At 59.8% G+C, this 19,276-nt stretch carries 16 protein-coding genes and 1 pseudogene; 5 read left to right on the top strand and 12 right to left on the bottom strand.

What is annotated here, in order from left to right; all coding sequences use genetic code 11:
* Positions 1 to 47: 47 nt before the first annotated feature.
* The 5 genes from ACA075_RS23595 to ACA075_RS23575 are packed head-to-tail and all read right to left on the bottom strand — an operon-like array spanning position 48 to position 5,436.
* The gene (locus ACA075_RS23595; RefSeq protein ID WP_497295668.1) at positions 48 to 1,049 is read right to left on the bottom strand and encodes an AAA family ATPase; all 1,002 of its coding nucleotides are present in this window, start codon (positions 1,047 to 1,049) and stop codon (positions 48 to 50) included.
* On the bottom strand, positions 1,046 to 2,209 hold the full coding sequence (locus ACA075_RS23590; RefSeq protein WP_497295666.1) for a DUF4350 domain-containing protein: 1,164 nt from the start codon (positions 2,207 to 2,209) through the stop codon (positions 1,046 to 1,048). Before ACA075_RS23590 ends, ACA075_RS23595 begins: the two co-directional genes overlap by 4 nt.
* On the bottom strand, positions 2,206 to 3,750 hold the full coding sequence (locus ACA075_RS23585) for a DUF4129 domain-containing protein (RefSeq protein ID WP_497295665.1): 1,545 nt from the start codon (positions 3,748 to 3,750) through the stop codon (positions 2,206 to 2,208). The genes ACA075_RS23590 and ACA075_RS23585 overlap by 4 nt, the downstream gene beginning before the upstream one ends.
* Positions 3,737 to 4,714, bottom strand: a complete 978-nt coding sequence (locus ACA075_RS23580) for a stage II sporulation protein M (protein WP_497295663.1) — start codon at positions 4,712 to 4,714, stop codon at positions 3,737 to 3,739. The genes ACA075_RS23585 and ACA075_RS23580 overlap by 14 nt, the downstream gene beginning before the upstream one ends.
* Complete coding sequence (locus ACA075_RS23575; RefSeq protein ID WP_497295662.1) at positions 4,711 to 5,436, bottom strand: RDD family protein; 726 nt, start codon at positions 5,434 to 5,436, stop codon at positions 4,711 to 4,713. The genes ACA075_RS23580 and ACA075_RS23575 overlap by 4 nt, the downstream gene beginning before the upstream one ends.
* Positions 5,437 to 5,618: 182 nt before the next feature.
* On the opposite strand from ACA075_RS23575, the gene sbcB reads away from it, so the two are divergent.
* Positions 5,619 to 7,049: an exodeoxyribonuclease I gene (gene sbcB / locus ACA075_RS23570; RefSeq protein ID WP_497295660.1), complete on the top strand. Its 1,431-nt coding sequence runs from the start codon at positions 5,619 to 5,621 to the stop codon at positions 7,047 to 7,049.
* A gap of 99 nt (positions 7,050 to 7,148) precedes the next feature.
* Here the strand turns inward: sbcB and mvaT are convergent, their stop codons facing one another.
* Positions 7,149 to 7,526, bottom strand: a complete 378-nt coding sequence (gene mvaT, locus ACA075_RS23565) for a histone-like nucleoid-structuring protein MvaT (protein ID WP_007933316.1) — start codon at positions 7,524 to 7,526, stop codon at positions 7,149 to 7,151.
* A gap of 340 nt (positions 7,527 to 7,866) precedes the next feature.
* Here mvaT and purU point away from each other — a divergent pair, with 340 nt between their 5' ends.
* Both purU and ACA075_RS23555 read left to right on the top strand, forming a co-directional pair.
* The gene (gene purU, locus ACA075_RS23560) at positions 7,867 to 8,715 is read left to right on the top strand and encodes a formyltetrahydrofolate deformylase (protein ID WP_219095513.1); all 849 of its coding nucleotides are present in this window, start codon (positions 7,867 to 7,869) and stop codon (positions 8,713 to 8,715) included.
* 86 nt (positions 8,716 to 8,801) lie between these two features.
* A complete protein-coding gene (locus tag ACA075_RS23555) occupies positions 8,802 to 8,978 on the top strand; it encodes a hypothetical protein (protein WP_010457533.1) in 177 nt (58 codons plus the stop codon).
* On the opposite strand, the gene gpgF is transcribed toward ACA075_RS23555, so the two are convergent.
* From gpgF to ACA075_RS23530, 5 genes and pseudogenes are all read right to left on the bottom strand, one after another.
* Positions 8,965 to 9,960, bottom strand: a complete 996-nt coding sequence (gene gpgF, locus ACA075_RS23550) for a glucosaminyl phosphatidylglycerol flippase (RefSeq protein ID WP_497295658.1) — start codon at positions 9,958 to 9,960, stop codon at positions 8,965 to 8,967. The two genes, ACA075_RS23555 and gpgF, sit on opposite strands and share 14 nt — an antisense overlap.
* Positions 9,957 to 10,733, bottom strand: a complete 777-nt coding sequence (gene gpgD, locus ACA075_RS23545; protein WP_497295656.1) for an N-acetylglucosaminyl phosphatidylglycerol deacetylase — start codon at positions 10,731 to 10,733, stop codon at positions 9,957 to 9,959. Before gpgD ends, gpgF begins: the two co-directional genes overlap by 4 nt.
* Complete coding sequence (gpgS, locus tag ACA075_RS23540) at positions 10,726 to 11,847, bottom strand: N-acetylglucosaminyl phosphatidylglycerol synthase (RefSeq protein ID WP_497295654.1); 1,122 nt, start codon at positions 11,845 to 11,847, stop codon at positions 10,726 to 10,728. Before gpgS ends, gpgD begins: the two co-directional genes overlap by 8 nt.
* 212 nt (positions 11,848 to 12,059) lie before the next feature.
* Positions 12,060 to 12,824 carry a methyl-accepting chemotaxis protein gene (locus tag ACA075_RS23535; protein ID WP_497299318.1) on the bottom strand — a complete coding sequence of 255 codons (765 nt, stop codon included), beginning with the start codon at positions 12,822 to 12,824 and terminating at the stop codon, positions 12,060 to 12,062.
* Positions 12,825 to 12,917: 93 nt separating this feature from the next.
* Positions 12,918 to 13,805, bottom strand: a pseudogene (locus tag ACA075_RS23530) (HAMP domain-containing protein); the annotation flags it as partial.
* A gap of 333 nt (positions 13,806 to 14,138) precedes the next feature.
* On the opposite strand from ACA075_RS23530, the gene ACA075_RS23525 reads away from it, so the two are divergent.
* The gene (locus ACA075_RS23525; protein ID WP_497295652.1) at positions 14,139 to 15,626 is read left to right on the top strand and encodes a helicase HerA-like domain-containing protein; all 1,488 of its coding nucleotides are present in this window, start codon (positions 14,139 to 14,141) and stop codon (positions 15,624 to 15,626) included.
* 135 nt (positions 15,627 to 15,761) lie between these two features.
* Here the strand turns inward: ACA075_RS23525 and ACA075_RS23520 are convergent, their stop codons facing one another.
* Complete coding sequence (locus ACA075_RS23520; RefSeq protein ID WP_109634314.1) at positions 15,762 to 16,217, bottom strand: DUF721 domain-containing protein; 456 nt, start codon at positions 16,215 to 16,217, stop codon at positions 15,762 to 15,764.
* 307 nt (positions 16,218 to 16,524) lie between these two features.
* Here ACA075_RS23520 and secA point away from each other — a divergent pair, with 307 nt between their 5' ends.
* Entirely contained in the window at positions 16,525 to 19,260 is a 2,736-nt protein-coding gene (secA, locus tag ACA075_RS23515; protein ID WP_219095510.1) for a preprotein translocase subunit SecA, read from the top strand.
* Positions 19,261 to 19,276 lie beyond the last annotated feature (16 nt).

Genomic DNA, 19,276 nt, shown 5'->3' with positions numbered 1-19,276 from the left:
GGGAGCAAGCTCCCTCGCCACAGGGTTTGTGTTGGGTAGGGATGTAATCACAGACGCGGCGCCGGCACTTGATCGAGCAACTGCTTGAGCACCTGATCGACGTCCAGCCCTTCGATGTCGAACTCGGGGGCGATCCGTACACGATGGCGCAGCACTGCCAGGGCGCAACCTTTGATGTCATCCGGGATCACGAAGTCGCCGCCACGCAGCAGCGCGCGGGCGCGGGCGCAACGCACCAGGGCAATGGAGGCGCGTGGCCCGGCGCCGAGGGTCAGGCCTGGCCAGGTGCGGGTGGTGCGGGCCAGGCGCACGGCGTAATCGAGGACCTGGTCGTCCAGCGGCAGATCACTGGCGATGCGCTGCAAGGCCAGCACGTCCTTGGCTTGCAACACCATGCGCAGCGGTTGCACGTCGAGCATGTCGGCACGGGTCGAGCGGCTGACCTGACGGACCATGTCCAGCTCTTGCTCGGCGTCGGGGTAGTCCATGCGCACCTTGAGCATGAAGCGGTCGAGCTCGGCTTCGGGCAGTGGATACGTGCCTTCCTGTTCGATCGGGTTTTGCGTGGCGAGCACCATGAACGGTTGCACGATGGGCAAGGCGCGGCCTTCCAGGGTGACCTGGCGTTCCTGCATGGCTTCAAGCAACGCGGCCTGGGTTTTCGCCGGGGCGCGGTTGATCTCGTCAGCCAGCAGCAGGTTAGTGAATATCGGACCTTTGCGCAGTTTGAACTGCTCGGTGTTCAGGTCGTAGACCGCGTGCCCGGTAACGTCGCTGGGCATCAGGTCCGGGGTGAACTGGATGCGCGCGAACTCGCCGCCAAAGCAGCGGGCGAGGGCACGCACCAGCAGCGTTTTACCCAAGCCCGGCACACCTTCGAGCAACACATGACCACCGGCAATCAGTGCGGTGAGGACGTCGTCGATCACGCTGTCCTGGCCGATCACGGCTTTTTGCAGCTCATTGCGCACGGCCTGGGCCAACTGACTGGCGCGCTGGCGTTGCTGGGCGGCGTGAGTCGCGCTGCCGGGCTCGATCTGTTGACTCATAGCGTGTTCCTCAAGGTTTGAAGGTGCGCGACCTGACGGCTGAATTCAGCGCTGGACAGCCGCCGTTTCGGTCGCGGGCTCATCGCCTGCCTGATGGCGCGTGTGGGCTGGCCGGTCAGGCGCGCGAGCACCAGCCATTGCTCGGCAACGCCGAGTTGTTCAAAGCCGGGGTGTCGGTGGCGGACACGGCGCAGGATGTCTTGCTGCAAGGCTTGCAACAGGCTGTGCTGACCGCTGCGGCGCAGCATGAAATCGGCGCTGGCGCGCAAGTGTTCCTGAAGTTGCCGGCGACCTTTCGACGCCGGTTCCAGCAGCGGACCATGGCGCACTCCGACATGCCAGAGCGCAAGACCGATCAGGGCGATGAGGGCGACCAACGCCTGAGGGAAGTTGCGCAGCAGCAAGGTCAGCAGACTGTCGTGATCGGTGTTGAACAGCAAGGTCACGCTCGTGTCGGCGGTCAGGTACCAGAGCAGCCAGGCGTTGTCGTATTGGCCGATGGCCGGGGTTTTCCACAGGTCGGCGTCGGTGACCACAGTGATCGAACCGAGCCCGTGGTTGAGCTGCATCATGTGCGTAGCCTTGCCACTGTTGGCCCAGGCTTGCGCGAGGTTTTTCGGGTCTTCGAGATGGAACGCCGTATCGAAACTGGCGTAGGCCGGCGCGTTCTCGTCTTCCAGATACAGCTTGGTCAGTTTGGGGAACGGGTCGTCGAGGATGTCAGGCGGCGGCTCCTTGAGGTCTTTGCTCAGCGACTGATGCAGCTGCACGCGATCGAGCAGCAGGTCATTGCTCTGGCCGGTCTTTTCATCCCACAGCGACTGGGCGACAAACAACAGGCGCCCGCCGGCCCGGGTCCAGTTCATCACTTGATCAATCTGGCGCGGCGTCATGTTGTAGCGGTCGCCGAGCAACAGCAGGCTGTGCTGACGCGGATCGAGGGTGGGCAGCACATCGAGGCTGTTGGCATGGCCGACGGTCAGGCCTTGTTTGCGCAGGAAATGCTCGGCGGCCAGATAGGGATTGGCCTGGGCTTCGGGGGTGGGGCCGTGATCGATTTCGGCCTGATAGGGCGTGGCCTTCAGGTACAGATAAACACTCAGCGCGCCCACCAGCACGGTGATGAACACACCGACCGAAAGCCACAAGCGCCGGCTCAACGGGCGGCTCCCGGGCCGAACAATGTTCGCCAGCCGTCACAGAGTTCCTGTTGCAAATGCGCAGGTGGCAGGCGATGCCCGTAGGCCATGTTCTGCCAGTGCCCGGTCAGTGATTTGCTGAAGGCGAGCAAGGCCGGTTGGTGCAGTTGCTCGACACGTTGCAGCACCTCGCCTTCGGTGTCGGCGGGTTTCAGTGCCATGTTGTGGTCGTGTAACAAATGGCTGAGCAGGGCGCGATAGAGCAATCCGAGGGCCGCGCGCGGGTTGGTTTGCCAGAGACTTTCGGCGCTGGCGGCAATGTCGGCGGGCAGGGTTTCGCGGCTCAGGTCCAGGCCGAATGCTTGCTGCGGTAACGGACGCGCGGCTCGTCGGTTCAACACCGGCCGACGGCTGACGAACGCTTGCAACCAGTCGCGGTAACGCCAGATCAGCACGCCGATGGCGCTCATTACGGCGGCCCAGAGCAGCACTTCAATCAGGTTGGCGATAAAGCCGAAACGCTGGCTGTCGAGCAGACCGGCCAACGCCTTTAGCCATTCAGGTGTTTTCCCGTCGTCTGGGGTTTTGGTGTCGGGTTTGTCTTCGCCAAATCGATAGCGGGTCACCGTTTCCTTGTTCTTGAACGGGGGCTGATCGAGGATTGTTTTGATGCCGTCTCGGGAGGCCTGGCTGGTCAGCGGTTGGTCCAGCAGACGTGGGCTGTCCGGGGTAATGACCGGCTCGGCGGCCCAGACGTTTTGCGTGGTCGGCACCAGCATTATCGCCGCCAGCAGCAGCGTGACCGCCGTGGTGTTGAGGCGTTGGCGCAATCGGCGGAACACCAGTTCGATGTCCCAGGCTTCCAGCACCGTGCGCCGATTCAGATAAAGACTGAAACCACAGGCCACGTAGATCGGTTCCCAGACAATCAGCACCAGCACGTAAAAGAAATTGGTCAGGTGTTCCAGCCAGCGCCAGTCCTGAGTGGCCACGGCGATCAAGGTCTGCCAGCTCCAGTCGAGTTCAACCTGCTGTGGCAGGAACATATAGAACAGCACCATCAGGCCAATCCACAGCGCACTTTCCAGATGCACGCCTATGATCGTCAACCACTGCGCGGCACCGGCGTTGCGCTGCAGCAGCACCCGCAAGCGCTGTTGTCGTTCATCGCCGGCCAGGCCTTCGAGTTGCACCACCGGCATCAGAAAACTGCGGCTCAGGCTCAACCGTCGCCATGTCAGGCTGGCCAACAGTTGTGGTTTGAGCAGGTTCGGCCATTGGCGCAATGCCTGTTTCAACGTGGGCGTTTCGCCGAACATGGCTTTGGACAGGATGTACAACGGCAAGCGCTCGAACGCCGGTTTCAACCACCAGAAGATGAACACGGCGAGGGAGGGGGAATCCCACAGGAAAAAGCTGAGCAGCGCGAAGATCGGCAAGGTGATGATGGCCCAACTGGTCATCAGCAACCGTCGGTGGCGCTGGCTCAGCAGCACGCCCAGGTCCATGGCTTCCCAAGAGGTGCGCGGGCGGATCACGACCGTGGCGTCACTCAGGCGCATGGCGGGTCCGTCCGGCAAACAGCAAGTAAGTCGCCACCAACAACCACAGCGCCGCGCCGACCAGGTATTTGGTCGTGGGTGCCGGCGCGGTCATCGACGACCAGTAGGCTTCGATAAACGCGGCAATCAGCAGAAACAGCATGACGCCGCAGATCAGCAACACGCTTTTGCGCGCCGCCAATCGCAACGCTTCGGCACGGGGCAGGCGTCCCGGGGCGATCAACGCCCAGCCCAGTTGCAGGCCGGCGGCACCGGCCAGGGCAATGGCGCTCAGTTCGAACGCGCCGTGACCGATCACGAACGACCAGAAGGTTTGCCCGAAGCCGATGTGCGTCAGGTGCCCGGCCACCGCACCGATCATCAAACCGTTGAACAACAGGAAAAATGCGCTGCCCAGACCAAACAGCAACCCGCTGGCAAAGGTCTGAAAGGCGATGCCGATGTTGTGCATGATGTAGTAACCGAACATTACCCAGTCTTCGCTGGCGGCGCGTTCCGCCGAGCGGCCCAAATGGCCGGCGACCGGGTCGTACATGCTTTGCATCTCATTGACCTGCTCGGCCGGGATCAGGTTGTAGACCAGGTCCGGGAACAGATACACCAGCAGCGCGAAGCCGATCAGGCTGCCAAAAAACATCAGGCCGGCGGCGAGCACAAAGCGCCATTGTTCTCGCACCAGCCGCGGGAAGTCGGCAAGGATAAAGCTCAGTATGTTGGCGCCCAATCGACTGCGATGCCGATAAAGCTGTTGATGCCCGCGCAGCACCTGTTGCTGCAAGGAGTCAATCAGGAAACTGCTGTAGCCGCGTTCCTGAGCCAGTGCCAGTTGTTGGCAGAGCCGTCGATAGTCTTTCGGGAAACCGGCAATGCCGGACGCTTCCTTTCCGCGCTCCAGCTGTTCGAGCATCAGGGAAAACCGCGCCCACTCGGCCTTGTGGCGATTTTCGAAAAGACTTTGCTTCATGCGGGCCCCAACAAACCACGAGCGATGGCGTTAAGTTCCGCCACGGCGCGTGGCGCGGGAACCTGTAAGGGTTGGGCAAGGATGGACGCGAGTTCATGGCTCCGCGCCTCGGAAAGCTCGCCCTGGCGCTCGGCAAACCCGAGGACCGCGCGTTGCTCGGGTAGCGTCAGGGCAAAGGCCGGGCGCCGAGGCTGGACGTCGGGAAGCTGTGGTCGGGTCAACGGTAGTTCGCGATAGATCACCAGCGTGCCGGCGGCCAGGTCACCGAGGCGTTTGAAGGAGGGGTGTTGCAGGCAACTGATGGCGCCGAGGAAGTAGCCAAACGGCAACAGGTCGACGAATCGCAACAGGTTACGCAACAGCGAGGCGGACCATCCGATCGGCGTGCCGTCGTCATGTACTACGCGCAACCCCATCCATTGCTTGCCCGGCGAACGGCCCTGATTGAGGACCTCGAACAGCACCATGTACCACCAGCTCACCCCGAACAGCAGGATCGAGCCCAGCCCGGCGCCGAGTTTTCCCAGAAACGCCAACACGATAAACAGCACGCCGAGGATCAGCCCGCGCAACCCGAGGTCGATGGAGAAGGCCAGCGCACGAACCATCAACCCGGCCGGGCGCAGTGGCAAGTCGATGCCTTCGGGCGTTTCGACTTGATACCGCGTGTCCAGTGGCGGGGGCAGCGTCGCTTTCCTTGGCAGTGCTGTGGTCTCGAGCATGGGCAACCTTGATGTGGCCTGTTCGGGATTCTATGTCCGTCCGATGCTAGCAGCCTCTCGGGGGGAAACGACATAACTATGTAGTGCACGGTACCTAACAAGAACTGATTGAATGACAAGTTACTGGCCGGGGCGGGATGTGAACGCCTAGACTTTGCCGATCTTCAGTTCAGGAACAGCCCGTGACCTCGATCTTCTGGTACGACTACGAAACCACCGGCATCAATCCCCGATGCGACCGACCGCTCCAGGTGGCGGGGATTCGCACCGACTTTGATCTCAATGAGATCGACGAGCCGGTCAACCTCTTCTGTCAGCCCAGCGACGACATCCTGCCGCATCCAGCCGCGTGCGCGATCACCGGTATTACGCCCGGCCAACTGGCCGAACACGGTTTGAGCGAAGCCGACTTCATGACCCGGGTGCACGCTCAACTGGCGGCGCCGGGTACGTGTGGCGCGGGTTACAACACGTTGCGCTTCGATGACGAGATGACCCGTTACAGCCTGTACCGAAACTTTTTCGACCCGTATGCGCGCGAGTGGCAGGGCGGCAACAGCCGCTGGGACCTGATTGATGTGGTGCGTGCAGCCTATGCCTTGCGCCCCGATGGCCTCGTCTGGCCAACCGATGATGATGGGCGGGTGACGCTTAAACTCGAACGGCTGACCTCCGCTAATGGCATTGACCACGGCAATGCCCACGAGGCGCTGTCGGACGTTCGCGCCACCATCGCCCTGGCTCGGCTTATTCGCGAGAAGCAGCCGAAGTTGTATGACTGGTTGTTCCAGTTGCGCGGCAAACAAAAGGTGATGGATCAGATTCGACTGTTACAGCCGATGGTGCACATTTCCGGGCGATTCTCGGCCGCTCGCAGTTATGTGGGAGTCGTGCTGCCACTGGCCTGGCATCCGCGCAACAAAAACGCCCTGATTGTCTGCGACCTGCACCTGGATCCCCAGGGGTTGCTTGATCTGGACGCAGAAACCCTGCGTCAGCGGCTGTACACCCGCCGTGATGACCTGGCCGACGGCGAATTTCCGGTGCCGCTCAAGCTTATTCATATCAACAAGTGCCCGGTGGTGGCGCCGCTGTCCGTACTTCGGACTGACGATCAGCAACGCCTGGGGCTGGACATGGCGCTTTATCAGGATCGCGTACTGCGGCTAAGTGACGCACAACAAGTTTGGCGGGATAAAGTGTTAGCGGTTTATGCCAGCGAAGATTTCACCTCGAGCCGGGACCCCGAACAACAGTTATACGATGGTTTTATCGGTGATCGGGATCGTCGTCTATGTGAGCAAGTCAGGGCCGCCGACCCTGCCCAATTATCACAACAGCAGTGGCCTTTCGATGACGAACGTTTGCCTGAATTATTGTTTCGTTATCGCGCACGCAACTTCCCCGATACGTTGAATTTCGAGGAGCAAGAGCGCTGGCGAATATTCTGTCAGCAACGTTTGTCGACCCCAGAGTGGGGGGCGCCCAATACGCTTGAAAGTTTCGTAGAAGCCGCAGCCCAATTGAGCGTTACTGCTACAACGTTTCAGCGAGAGGTACTGAATGAATGGCAGAATTATGTCCAGGGATTACGCAAACGTTTGAATCTTTGAAAACGAAAAATGCCCGGGCTGTATTCCGGGCATAAAAAAACGCCAGCATCAGCTGGCGTTATTTTTTGTCGCGGATAAGTCTTTGACAACCTATTGGGCTTAGCCCAGCAAGGTAGCCCAGCCTTCAACCACGTCACCGCCCCACTTGGCTTTCCACTCTTTCAGAGTCTTGTGGTTGCCACCTTTGGTTTCGATGACTTCACCGTTGTGCGGGTTTTTGTATTGTTTAACTTTGCGAGCACGCTTGGTGCCAGTAGTTTTTACTGCGCCGCCGCGTGGTGCTTTGGTCTTGGACTCTGGGTCCAGCAACGCGATGATGTCACGCAGGGACTTGGAGTATTCGCCCATCAGGGTGCGCAGTTTGCCTTCGAATTCCAGCTCGGTTTGCAGTTTGTCGTCTTGGGACAGGTTCTTCAAACGGGCTTGCAGCTCTTTGATAGCTTCTTCGGTGGCGCGATATTCGTTGATCAAGGACATGAGGACTACCTTATGTTGGGCGCTGGATGGCAGGGTGACAGTGCCGCAATAATAGTCAGGGTGTTTCATCAAGTAAACATTTAACCGGTGTTTTATTTAAATTAGTTGCGGTGAATAGGGCATAAACTGAACGCAGAGTTAAAAGTGTGATGCAGTCATCACAGATATTCACAATTGAGCGCTTGAAGATTGACTACAAGAACACCATCGCGCGGGTGGTGAGGTGCTGCCGGAATCTGTTCCACTGACCCGCGTGCAGGTCAATGTGTCATCAATACTGCAGTTTTGCTGCGCAATCGCTAGAATGGCGGCCTTTGCGAAGTTCTGGAGTTTCCCCCTCATGCGCACTTTTCGGCTGGTGATTGCTTGCCCGGACCGCGTCGGCATCGTTGCTAAAGTCAGTAACTTTCTGGCGTCACATAACGGCTGGATCACTGAAGCGAGCCATCACTCGGACAATCAGAGTGGCTGGTTCTTCATGCGTCACGAAATTCGTGCCGATTCGCTGCCTTTCGGTATTGAAGCCTTTCGCGAAGCGTTTGCACCCATTGCCGAAGAGTTCTCGATGAACTGGCGCATTACCGACACCGCGCAGAAAAAGCGCGTTGTGTTGATGGCCAGCCGTGAGTCCCACTGTCTGGCTGACTTGCTGCACCGCTGGCACAGTGATGAACTGGATTGCGAAATTTCCTGTGTGATTTCCAACCACGACGATTTGCGCAGCATGGTCGAGTGGCACGGCATTCCCTATTACCACGTACCGGTCAATCCACAGGACAAAGAGCCGGCCTTCGCCGAAGTCTCGCGCCTGGTCAAACAGCACGATGCCGAAGTGGTGGTACTTGCCCGTTACATGCAAATCCTGCCGCCCGCGTTGTGCAGGGAATATGCACACAAGGTCATCAACATTCACCACAGCTTCCTGCCGTCGTTCGTCGGCGCCAAGCCGTATCACCAGGCCTCGATGCGTGGCGTGAAGTTGATCGGCGCGACCTGCCACTACGTGACCGAAGAGCTGGATGCCGGGCCGATCATCGAGCAGGACGTGGTGCGCGTCAGCCACAGCGACAGTATTGAAGACATGGTGCGTTTCGGCCGTGACGTCGAGAAAATGGTGCTGGCCCGCGGTCTGCGTTATCACCTGGAAGACCGGGTGCTGGTGCATGGCAACAAGACCGTGGTGTTTTGATAGCCACACACAGCGGTTGAAATTCGAAGGGCCTGGGCGTTCAATCGCTTCAGGCCCTTCGCCGTTTCTGCACTGAGGACATGACCATGGCCGATCCACTCGACAAAGCCACTTCCAAGGCCCCCGCCACGTTGGGGGAGGGCTGTTTGAGTCGTTACGACCCGGATGAGATGAGCCCTGAAGATGGCACGGAGTTTCCCGGTGCCGCCGAGTTGTGGGAGCAGTTGCAGCAACAACCCGAAGACAAGCCTAAGCCTGCTTGAACTTCATCAACTTCTTGAGCAGCGGCCGCCCCAGCATCAACAAAAACACCGGGCCACCCACCACCAGGTAGAAGTAATACGTCACCGCCCGCCAGATCAGAATCGCCGCCGCCGCGGTGGATTTCCCCACCATGGGCGCCAACAGCGCCGCCGAGGTCAACTCTGCCGCCCCGGCACCGCCCGGCAGCAGGCTGAATTGCCCTGCACTCAGTGAAAGCATCTGGATCAGAAAGCACCAGGCCCACTGCAAGTCTGCGCCGAGCCCGCGCAACGCCAGATACAGCACGCTATACCGCAGGAGCCAATGCACGCAGGTCAGGGCAAACACCTTGATCAACGTCAGAACGGGCAACTTCAGCGTGTCAGTGAACGCCGCCAGGAAATGCAGGAGCTTGCGTGCCCAGCGCAGGCGCGTGGTGCCTTTGACGTTGAGGCGAACGAGCAACCGCCCGCTCAGGCGAATCAGCAATCGATGGTAGCGCGCTACCACCACGCAACTGAGCAACCCGCCAAACATGGAGACGGCGCTGACGATCAGCAACCATTCCAGGCGCTCGCTGAGGTGCTGGAACAACGCATAGATCAAAATCCCGCTCAGCGCGCAGAGGAAAAACAGCAGGTCGCTGAGTTGGTCCATGGCGAACACCGCGCTGCCCCGTGCCGGGCGCACGCCATTGCGCGCGAGTAGTGCCATGATGGTCAGCGGTCCGCCACTGCCGCCGGGGGTTGCGCAGTAGGCGAACTCGGCGGCCATCACCACGCCGAGACTTTTGCCCCGGCCGACCTTGTCGCATTGATCGCCCAGCAACAGGCGCAAGCGCAGGGTATTCACGACCCAGCACAGCAAGATCATGCCGAACATGATCAGCAATTCATTCAACGGGAAATTTTGCAGCCGCGACCACGTCTCGTTGCCGCCCAGCAGCAACGGAATCAGCACCGCGGCGAGCAGGGCGATAAACAGCAGAATGCCCCGGCTCATGCGGCGCGACCGAGACGATCACTGTGCAAAGAGAGCCACTGGGCCTTGGTCAACGGCACTCGTCCCTCATCGAGCAAGCGCTTGAGGGTGTGCAGCCAGTAACTACGCGAAAATCCATGGCGCATGTCCACCGGATGCAGGCCAAGGCGAATCACCGGTGCTTGCCGCCAGCGCTGTTCACGCTGATCGCTGACGAGTTTCGACAGGCCCCGGCGCCAGGCACTGCGGGCACTCCAGACCAGTCCCGGCGCATCGATGGCAGTGAAATCCGGCAGACGATAGAGATGCTGTGAATCGCTGGTGTAGCCCAGCGGTAACTGGCGTAACGCCTGCCGAGTGCCCTCGCTCATCAACCAGGCCGGGGCGACGAAGCCTTCCAGCGGCCAGTGATAACGATGGAAGACCTCGATTCCGGCGCGCAGGCGGGCGAGGGCGGCGGCTTGCGACAAGCTGTAAAACTCGCCTTCGTGGGTATAGATCCGGCGCATGAACCAATCTCTGGGATTGCTGGGAGGAGGGCCTTCGTCGCAATGAAAGTAGCCGTGCAATGCCAGTTCGTCACCTCGGGCGACGCGGCTGGTCAGCCACCGACGAAATCCCGGATGCTCGTCCAGGTCGTTGTGCTTGTGGTAGTTAGGCACCACCAGCCAGGTCATCGGCACATCGCCCAAGGCATCGACGGCGTCGACAAAAGGCTGGTAATCGGCCCAGGTCTGCGGCGCAACGTCATGCAGCACGAGTAACAGGCTGGGCAGGTTCATGGGTTCAACCATTGGCGGTCAGCGGCCATGGGCTGCCGAGCACCGCGTGATAGTGCCCCAGCAGGCTGTTGACCACGGCGTCCCAGGCGTAATGCTGTTCAACATGGCTGCGGGCGCACTTGCCCAGGGTGGCGCTGCCCTGACTGAACAACTCGCGCACCGCGTTGGCCATCGCCAGGGGATTGTTCGGCGCGCAGAGCAAACCGCATTGATCGGTGACGATTTCCTCGAAGGCCCCGGCTGCCACCGCCACGACCGGAATGCCGCTGGCCATGGCCTCGAGGATCACCAGGCCGAAAGTTTCCTGATCACCGGCATGCAGCAGTGCGTCGGCGCTGGCCATCAAGCGCGCAACTTGCGTAGCCGGGCAGAACTCGTCGACGACAGTCACGTTGTCCGGCACCACAGCGGGCATGGAGGAACCGACTAACAGCAAATGATAACGAGGCCCCAGACGCTTCATGCAGCCGAGCAGGACCGGCAGGTTCTTTTCCTTGGAGCCACGGCCGGCGAAGATCAGCAGATGGGTGTTCTCATCAATGCCTAATTCGGCCCGCAGGCCGTCGTCCCTTGCTTCGGGATTGAATGTTTGCAGGTCGACGCCCAACGGCTGCACGAACACATTCTTCACCCCAAGACCGATCAACTTGTCGGCCATGACCTGACTCGGCGCCAGTACCCGATCGAAGTTGCCATACAGCTTGCTGACATAGGCCTCGACATTCGGGGTCACCCAATTGCCCATTCGATTGCTGACCAGCAGCGGCAGGTCCGAATGATAAAACCCGATCACCGGCACATCCAGTTGCCGGCGCGCATCCAAAGCCGCCCAGGCGGTAAGGTAAGGGTCGCCGACTTCGATCAGGTCAGGCTGCAAATCCTGCAGGACATTTCGCCATGGCGCCAGGCGGAGGGGGAAACGATAACCCTTGCCGAAGGGCAGGGCCGGGGCTGGAACTGAGTAGACGCCATCCTGCTCACTCAAGTGTGCCCCTGGAATCAGCAAACTATGGCGAATGCCTGGCTTGATGCTCAGGCGACGGTGCTTGGCATCCAGATACGTGCGCACGCCACCGCTGGCCGGGGCGTAGAACATGGTTATGTCCGCGATATGCACAGTGAGCATCCCTCCGGTCCGTTGTTCTCCTTTGGTTGACCTTTATGAAGGATAGATGTTCGGTTGGGGTTTTGTGGCGGGGGGATCAGCGAGGTTTTTGCGGTGTGTTACAGACCGCCTTCGCGGGCAAGCCTCGCTCCCACATTTAACCGAGCTCTTCCAGATAGAACGCAATCAAATGTGGAATCGAGCCTGCTCGCGATGAGGCCTTCAGAAGCGCCTTAAATACGGAAACTGCCCACCAGCTGCTTAAGACGCGCCGCCTGCTGCTCCAGGTCCGAACACGCCCGCAACGTCGATTGCAGGTTCTCCACGCCTTCCTGATTCAGCGTGTTGATCTCGGTAATGTCGACATTGATCGACTCCACCACCGCCGTCTGTTCCTCGGTCGCGGTCGCCACCGACTGGTTCATCCCGTCAATCTCACCAATACGCAACGTCACGCTGTTCAAGCGCTCGCCCGCCAGGTTGGCGATTTCCACGCTGTCCTGGCTGTGGCGCTGGCTGTCGCTCATCGTGCTGACGGATTCGCGGGCGCCGACTTGCAGCTCCTCTATCATGGTCTGCACCTGTTGCGCCGATTCCTGCGTGCGGTGCGCCAGGTTGCGTACTTCGTCAGCCACCACGGCAAAACCACGCCCGGCTTCACCGGCACGTGCCGCTTCGATGGCTGCGTTGAGCGCCAGCAGGTTGGTTTGCTGGGAGATGCTGGTGATCACTTCGAGAATCTGCCCGATGTTCACGGTTTTGCTGTTCAGCGACTCGATGTTGGTGCTCGAAGCGCTGAGCATTCTCGACAGCTGATTCATCGCTTTGATGCTGCGATCCACCACTTGTTGGCCGTCTTCGGCGAGGCTGCGGGCATCGCTGGCCTGACTGGAAGCCTGAGCGGCGTTGCGGGCGATTTCCTGAGCGGCGGCGCCGAGCTGGTTGATCGCGGCGGCCACGCTGCTGGTACGGGAAGCTTGCTGGTCAGAGTTGAACATCGACGAGTTCGACGCGGCAACCACACGCAGGGCGACTTCGTTGACCTGGCCGGTGGCTGAGGATACTTCGCGAATCGAGGTGTGAACTCGTTCCACGAAGCAGTTGAACGCCGTGCCGAGAACGCCGAATTCATCGTTGTTGACGATGGTCAGGCGTTTGGTCAGGTCGCCTTCACCGTCAGCGATGTCTTCCATGGCGCGGGTCATGACGTGCAGCGGCTGGATCAGGATGCGGATCAACATACCCAGCAGGGCGATGATGATCGCCACGGCAATGATCGTCGCGATGACCGCCGAGGCGCGGAATTCGCTGAGCATCGAGAAGGCTTTGTCTTTGTCGACCGACAGGCCGATGTACCAGTTGACCGACGGCAGGCCTTTGATCGCGGTGAAGGTGACGATGCGGGTCTTGCCGTCGACCTCCACTTCACTGAAGTCGCTGCTGATGCGCGGAGTACTTTTCGGGAATGCCTCGCTCAGGGACTTCATCACCAGGGCTTTGTCCGGGTGCACCAGGATCTTGCCGTCGGCGCTGACCAGAAAGGCATAGCCCATGCCGTCGAAGTCGCGGGCACTGAGGGTGTCGATCAGGGTTTGCAGGCTCAAGTCGCCGCCCACCACGCCCACGCTTTGCCCGGCCTTTTTCGAGGCGGTGGCGATGGAGATGATGGTCTGGCCGGTGGCCGCATCGATATAAGGTTCGGTCAGGGTTGCCGTGCTGCTGCTTTCGGCGCCTTTGTACCAAGGACGCACCCGCGGATCGAAGCCGGCGGGCATTTTTGCGTCGGGGCGAATCGTGAAGCTGCCGGTGGCATCGCCCAGGTAGGAGGCCATGAAGGTCGACGTCAGGGCTTTCTGCTCAAGCAGGCTGGCGACGTTGGCCTGTTCAGGATTGACGGCGATGTTTTGAGCGAGGTTGTCGATCAGCAGGATACGGCCAGCCAGCCAGGTCTGGATGTTGCTGGCGGTGACGTCTCCCATTTCGTTGAGGTAATTGTCCAGGTCTTCGCGAATGGCGTTGCGCTGCAGGTAGTCGTTGTACAGTGTGAACGAGGCGAAGGCGGCAATAACGATGAGGGCGGCGGCAAGCAAAATTTTATGGCTGAAGCGCAGGTTTTTGTTCATGGCTTGGGGTTCCGCTAAGGTCTTAATGTCCTGAGCGTGCTTTTATAAAGGCACGCTGAATGGGCAATGTTGAAAAAAAAGCTGATATTTCCATCCTCTCCTTAGGGAATTACCGACGCTATTTTAGGATTGGTCTCACAACAATTTTTATCGGCCGTGCAGGATCAAAGATTAACCATGGGTGACAAAATGCCTGACTCATCGCAACTCATTATCGGCGCTGACCTTGCCGGCCAGCCTATCTCTCAGGCCATGCGCCTGGCGAACCGTCACGGCCTGGTCGCGGGCGCTACCGGGACCGGTAAAACCGTCACGTTGCAGCGTCTGGCCGAAGCCTTCAGCGACGCTGGCGTGGCGGTGTTCGCCGCTGACATCAAGGGCGACCTGTGTGGCCTGGGCGCCGCCGGCAACCCTCAAGGCAAAATCGCCGAGCGGATCGCCGGGATGCCGTGGCTGAATCACAAGCCTGCGGCCTATCCGGTCACCCTGTGGGATATTCACGGTCAGTCCGGTCATCCAATGCGCACCACCTTGAGCGAAATGGGGCCGTTGTTGATAGGCAGCCTGCTGGAGTTGACCGACAGCCAGCAGTCGGCGCTGTATGCCGCGTTCAAGGTGGCGGACCGCGAAGGGCTGTTGCTGTTGGACCTAAAGGATTTGAAGGCGCTGCTCAATCACCTGCGTGACAACCCTGAGTTGCTGGGGGACGACGCGGCGTTGATGACCACCGGTTCCAGTCAGGCGCTGTTGCGGCGACTGGCGACCCTGGAGCAACAAGGTGCTGAAGCGCTGTTCGGCGAACCGGCGCTGCAACTCGAAGACATTCTGCAACCGACGGCTGACGGCCGTGGGCGCATCCATCTGCTGGATGCCAGTCGTCTGGTCCACGAAGCGCCGAAGGTGTATGCGACGTTCCTGCTGTGGTTGCTGGCCGAGTTGTTCGAGCAATTGCCGGAGCGTGGCGATTCGGACAAACCGCTGCTGGCGCTGTTTTTCGACGAGGCGCATTTATTGTTTGCCGGCACGCCCAAGGCTTTGCAGGATCGCCTGGAGCAGGTGGTGCGGCTGATTCGTTCCAAAGGCGTGGGTGTGTATTTCGTCACGCAATCGCCGGGTGACTTGCCGGATGACGTGCTGGCTCAGCTCGGCCTGCGTATCCAGCACGGTTTGCGTGCCTTCACCGCCAAGGAGCAGAAGTCCCTGCGTGCGGTGGCGGAAGGCTTCCGGCCGAACCCGGCGTTCGATGCCTTGTCGGTGTTGACCGAATTGGGGATCGGCGAGGCGCTGGTCGGCACCTTGCAAGACAAGGGCACGCCGGAGATGGTCCAGCGTGTCTTGGTCGCCCCGCCGCAATCGCGGATCGGGCCGTTGACCGAAACCGAGCGCACGATGCTGATCGCCGGTTCGCCGTTCAAGGGGCGGTATGATAAGCCGGTTGATCGGGAATCGGCGTATGAAATATTGATGGGGCGTAAAGGGTTGGCGCCGGAGACTGACGCTGCTCCCGGCAAACCGGCCGCCGAAGAGCCGAGTTTCACCGACAAGGCTGGAGAGTTCCTCGGCACGGCGGCGGGGCAGGCGCTGAAATCGGCAATGCGCCAGGCGGCCAATCAATTGGGCCGACAACTGGTACGCGGACTGATGGGCTCGCTACTGGGCGGCAGCAAACGCCGATAGCCAGCGGACACAATCAAACTGTGGGAGCGACGGTGCGACGATTCGACCTGCTCGCGATGGCGGTGTGACATTCAACGCTTGGGTTGACTGATACACCGCCATCGCGAGCAGGCTCACTCCCACAGGGGTTCTATGTCATTCCTTGGGTTTGGCGTGCGCCGCAAGGCGCTCCAGCGCCGCTCGCAGATTCGGATCGCTGATGCCATCGGCCGTGGCCTGAATGGTCGCGCCCGCATCCGTCGACAAACTGATGGTATGCCCCGCCGCCCCTTGCTGAACGGTGGGGGGCTGCACTTTGAACAGAATCCGCGTCAGGCTGGCGAATTCGTCGAACATCTGTAACTGGCGTTGCAGACGTTTTTGCTGATAACGCAGGCGGGTGGCCCAATGACCGTCCGTCACGATCAGCAATAAACTGCCTTCGCGCCACGAGGCTACATGGCAATGCTCGCGCGCAGCAGGCTGCAACTGGCTTTCGAGCAGACGTTGTAAATGACCCAGGCGTTGAGCATGGCCAAAGATGGCTTTCAGCGGCTTGGCTTCGCGAAGCAGAACGGCGGGTGCTCTGGCCGTGAGAGGGCGAAATGCCATGATCAGACACCTGAAGTAACAGAGCCGCCATGGTAGCAGAAAGCACCACGTGCACCCGACCCATTGCTTTGCGAGCGCTTTACCCATTAAATCAACAAGTAACTTCTGCCGCGAATGGCTTGAAGTTCAGCAAAAAGCCCTTATTTTAAGTGAGCCCCGTTACAGCGCAGTGCATGCATCGTGGAATAACGCCACTTTCCTCACCATCGTTTCCGGGTAGAATGCTCGTTCGCATGCGGCCATGAGGGCTGCACGGGCGACTCACGGGGCCGCCCTCCATCCCTTTAGTGTGGAAGATCCTGCCGATATGTTTGCGCCTTTGTTAAAGAAACTTTTTGGAAGCAAGAACGAGCGTGAAGTCAAACGCATGCTCAAGACGGTGCAACTCGTCAATGCCTTCGAAGAGCAAATGGTGGCCCTTTCGGACGATCAATTGCGTGCCAAGACAGACGAGTTCAAGGCCCGCATCGCCAAAGGGGAAACCCTCGACAAGCTGTTGCCAGAAGCCTTTGCGGTCGCCCGCGAAGCCGGCAAGCGTGTCATGGGTATGCGCCACTTCGATGTCCAGCTGATCGGCGGCATGACCTTGCATGAAGGCATGATCGCGGAAATGCGTACCGGTGAAGGCAAGACCCTGGTGGCAACACTCGGCGTTTACCTCAACGCGCTGTCCGGCAAGGGCGTGCACGTTGTGACGGTGAACGACTACCTGGCCCGTCGTGACGCCAACTGGATGCGTCCGCTCTACGAATTCCTCGGCATGACAGTCGGCGTAGTCACGCCATTCCAGCCGCCGGAAGAAAAACGCCTGGCTTACGCCGCCGACATTACCTACGGCACCAACAACGAATTCGGTTTCGACTACCTGCGCGACAACATGGCGTTCAGCATGGAAGAAAAATTCCAGCGCGAACTCAATTTTGCCGTGATCGACGAAGTCGACTCCATCCTCATCGACGAAGCCCGTACCCCGCTGATCATCTCCGGTCAGGCCGAGGACAGCTCCAAGTTGTACATCGAGATCAACAAACTGATCCCGCAGCTGGAGTTGCACGTCGAAGAAGTGGAAGGCGAAGTCACCAAGGCTGGCCATTACACCGTTGATGAGAAGACCCGTCAGGTCGAGCTCAACGAAGCCGGTCACCAGTTCATCGAAGACATGCTGACCCGCGTCGGCCTGCTGGCTGAAGGCGAGAGCCTGTATTCGGCGCACAACCTGGGCCTGCTGACCCACGTTTATGCCGGTCTGCGCGCTCATAAGCTGTTCAATCGCAACATCGAATACATCGTGCAGGATGGCCAGGTCGTCCTGGTCGACGAACACACCGGTCGTACCATGCCGGGTCGTCGCCTGTCCGAAGGCCTGCACCAGGCCATCGAAGCCAAGGAAAACCTGAACATCCAGGCCGAAAGCCAGACTCTGGCCTCGACCACGTTCCAGAACTACTTCCGTCTGTACAACAAGCTGTCCGGCATGACCGGTACCGCGGACACCGAAGCGTTCGAATTCCACCAGATCTACGGTCTGTCGGTGATGGTCATTCCACCGAACAAACCGCTGGCGCGTAAAGACTACAACGACCTGGTGTTCCTGACCGCCGAAGAGAAATACGCGGCGATCATCAATGACATCAAGGAATGCATGACCCAGGGCCGTCCGGTGCTGGTGGGTACTGCAACCATCGAAACGTCCGAGCACATGTCTGCTCTGCTGCAGAAGGAAGGCATCGAACACAAGGTCCTGAACGCCAAGTTCCACGAAAAAGAAGCCGAGATCATTGCCCAGGCCGGTCGCCCAGGTGCGCTGACCATCGCCACCAACATGGCCGGTCGCGGTACCGATATTCTGTTGGGCGGCAACTGGGAAGTTGAAGTTGCGACCCTGGAAAACCCGACCCCTGAGCAGATTGCCCAGATCAAGGCCGACTGGCAGAAACGTCACCAGCAAGTGCTGGAGTCGGGCGGCTTGCAGGTGATCGCTTCCGAGCGTCACGAATCGCGCCGTATCGACAACCAGCTGCGTGGTCGTGCCGGTCGTCAGGGTGACGCCGGTTCCAGCCGTTTCTACCTGTCGCTGGAAGACAGCCTGATGCGCATCTTCGCCTCTGACCGGGTGAAGAACTTTATGAAGGCCTTGGGCATGCAGTCCGGTGAAGCGATCGAGCACCGTATGGTGACCAACGCCATCGAGAAGGCTCAGCGCAAGGTTGAAGGCCGCAACTTCGACATTCGCAAGCAACTGCTCGAGTTCGATGACGTCAACAACGAACAGCGTAAAGTGATCTATCACATGCGTAACACGTTGCTGGCCGCCGACAACATTGGCGAAACCATCGCAGACTTCCGTCAGGACGTGCTCAACGCGACCGTCAGCGCGCACATTCCACCGCAATCGCTGCCTGAGCAGTGGGACGTGGCCGGTCTGGAAGCGGCGTTGCAGAGCGACTTCGGTGTGGCGCTGCCGATCCAGAAATGGCTCGACGAAGACGATCACCTGTACGAAGAAACCCTGCGCGAGAAGCTCATGACCGAGCTGCTGGCCGCTTACAACGAGAAAGAAGAGCAGGCGAGCGCCGAAGCGCTGCGCACCTTCGAGAAGCAAATCGTTCTGCGTGTGCTCGACGACCTGTGGAAAGACCACCTGTCGACCATGGATCACCTGCGTCACGGCATCCACTTGCGTGGTTATGCGCAGAAGAACCCGAAGCAAGAGTACAAGCGCGAGTCGTACACGCTGTTCTCCGAGCTGCTGGATTCGATCAAGCGCGACTCGATCCGTGTGCTGTCGCACGTTCAGGTTCGCCGCGAAGATCCGATCGAAGAAGAGCAACGCCTGCGTCAGGAAGCCGAGGCATTGGCGGCGCGCATGCAGTTCCAGCACGACGAAGCGCCAGGTCTTGAGCAACCGGAACTGCTCGGTGAAGAGGTCGATGTTGCCCTCGCCACCGCACCGGTTCGCAACGAACAGAAGCTGGGCCGTAACGAACTGTGCTACTGCGGTTCGGGCAAGAAATTCAAGCATTGCCACGGGCAGATCCAGTAAAACCCGTTTCATGCGC

The organism is Pseudomonas sp. LBUM1663, assembly GCF_059695905.1.
Note: the sequence above shows the minus strand (reverse complement) of the source record. Positions and strands in the feature narration are given on the sequence as shown.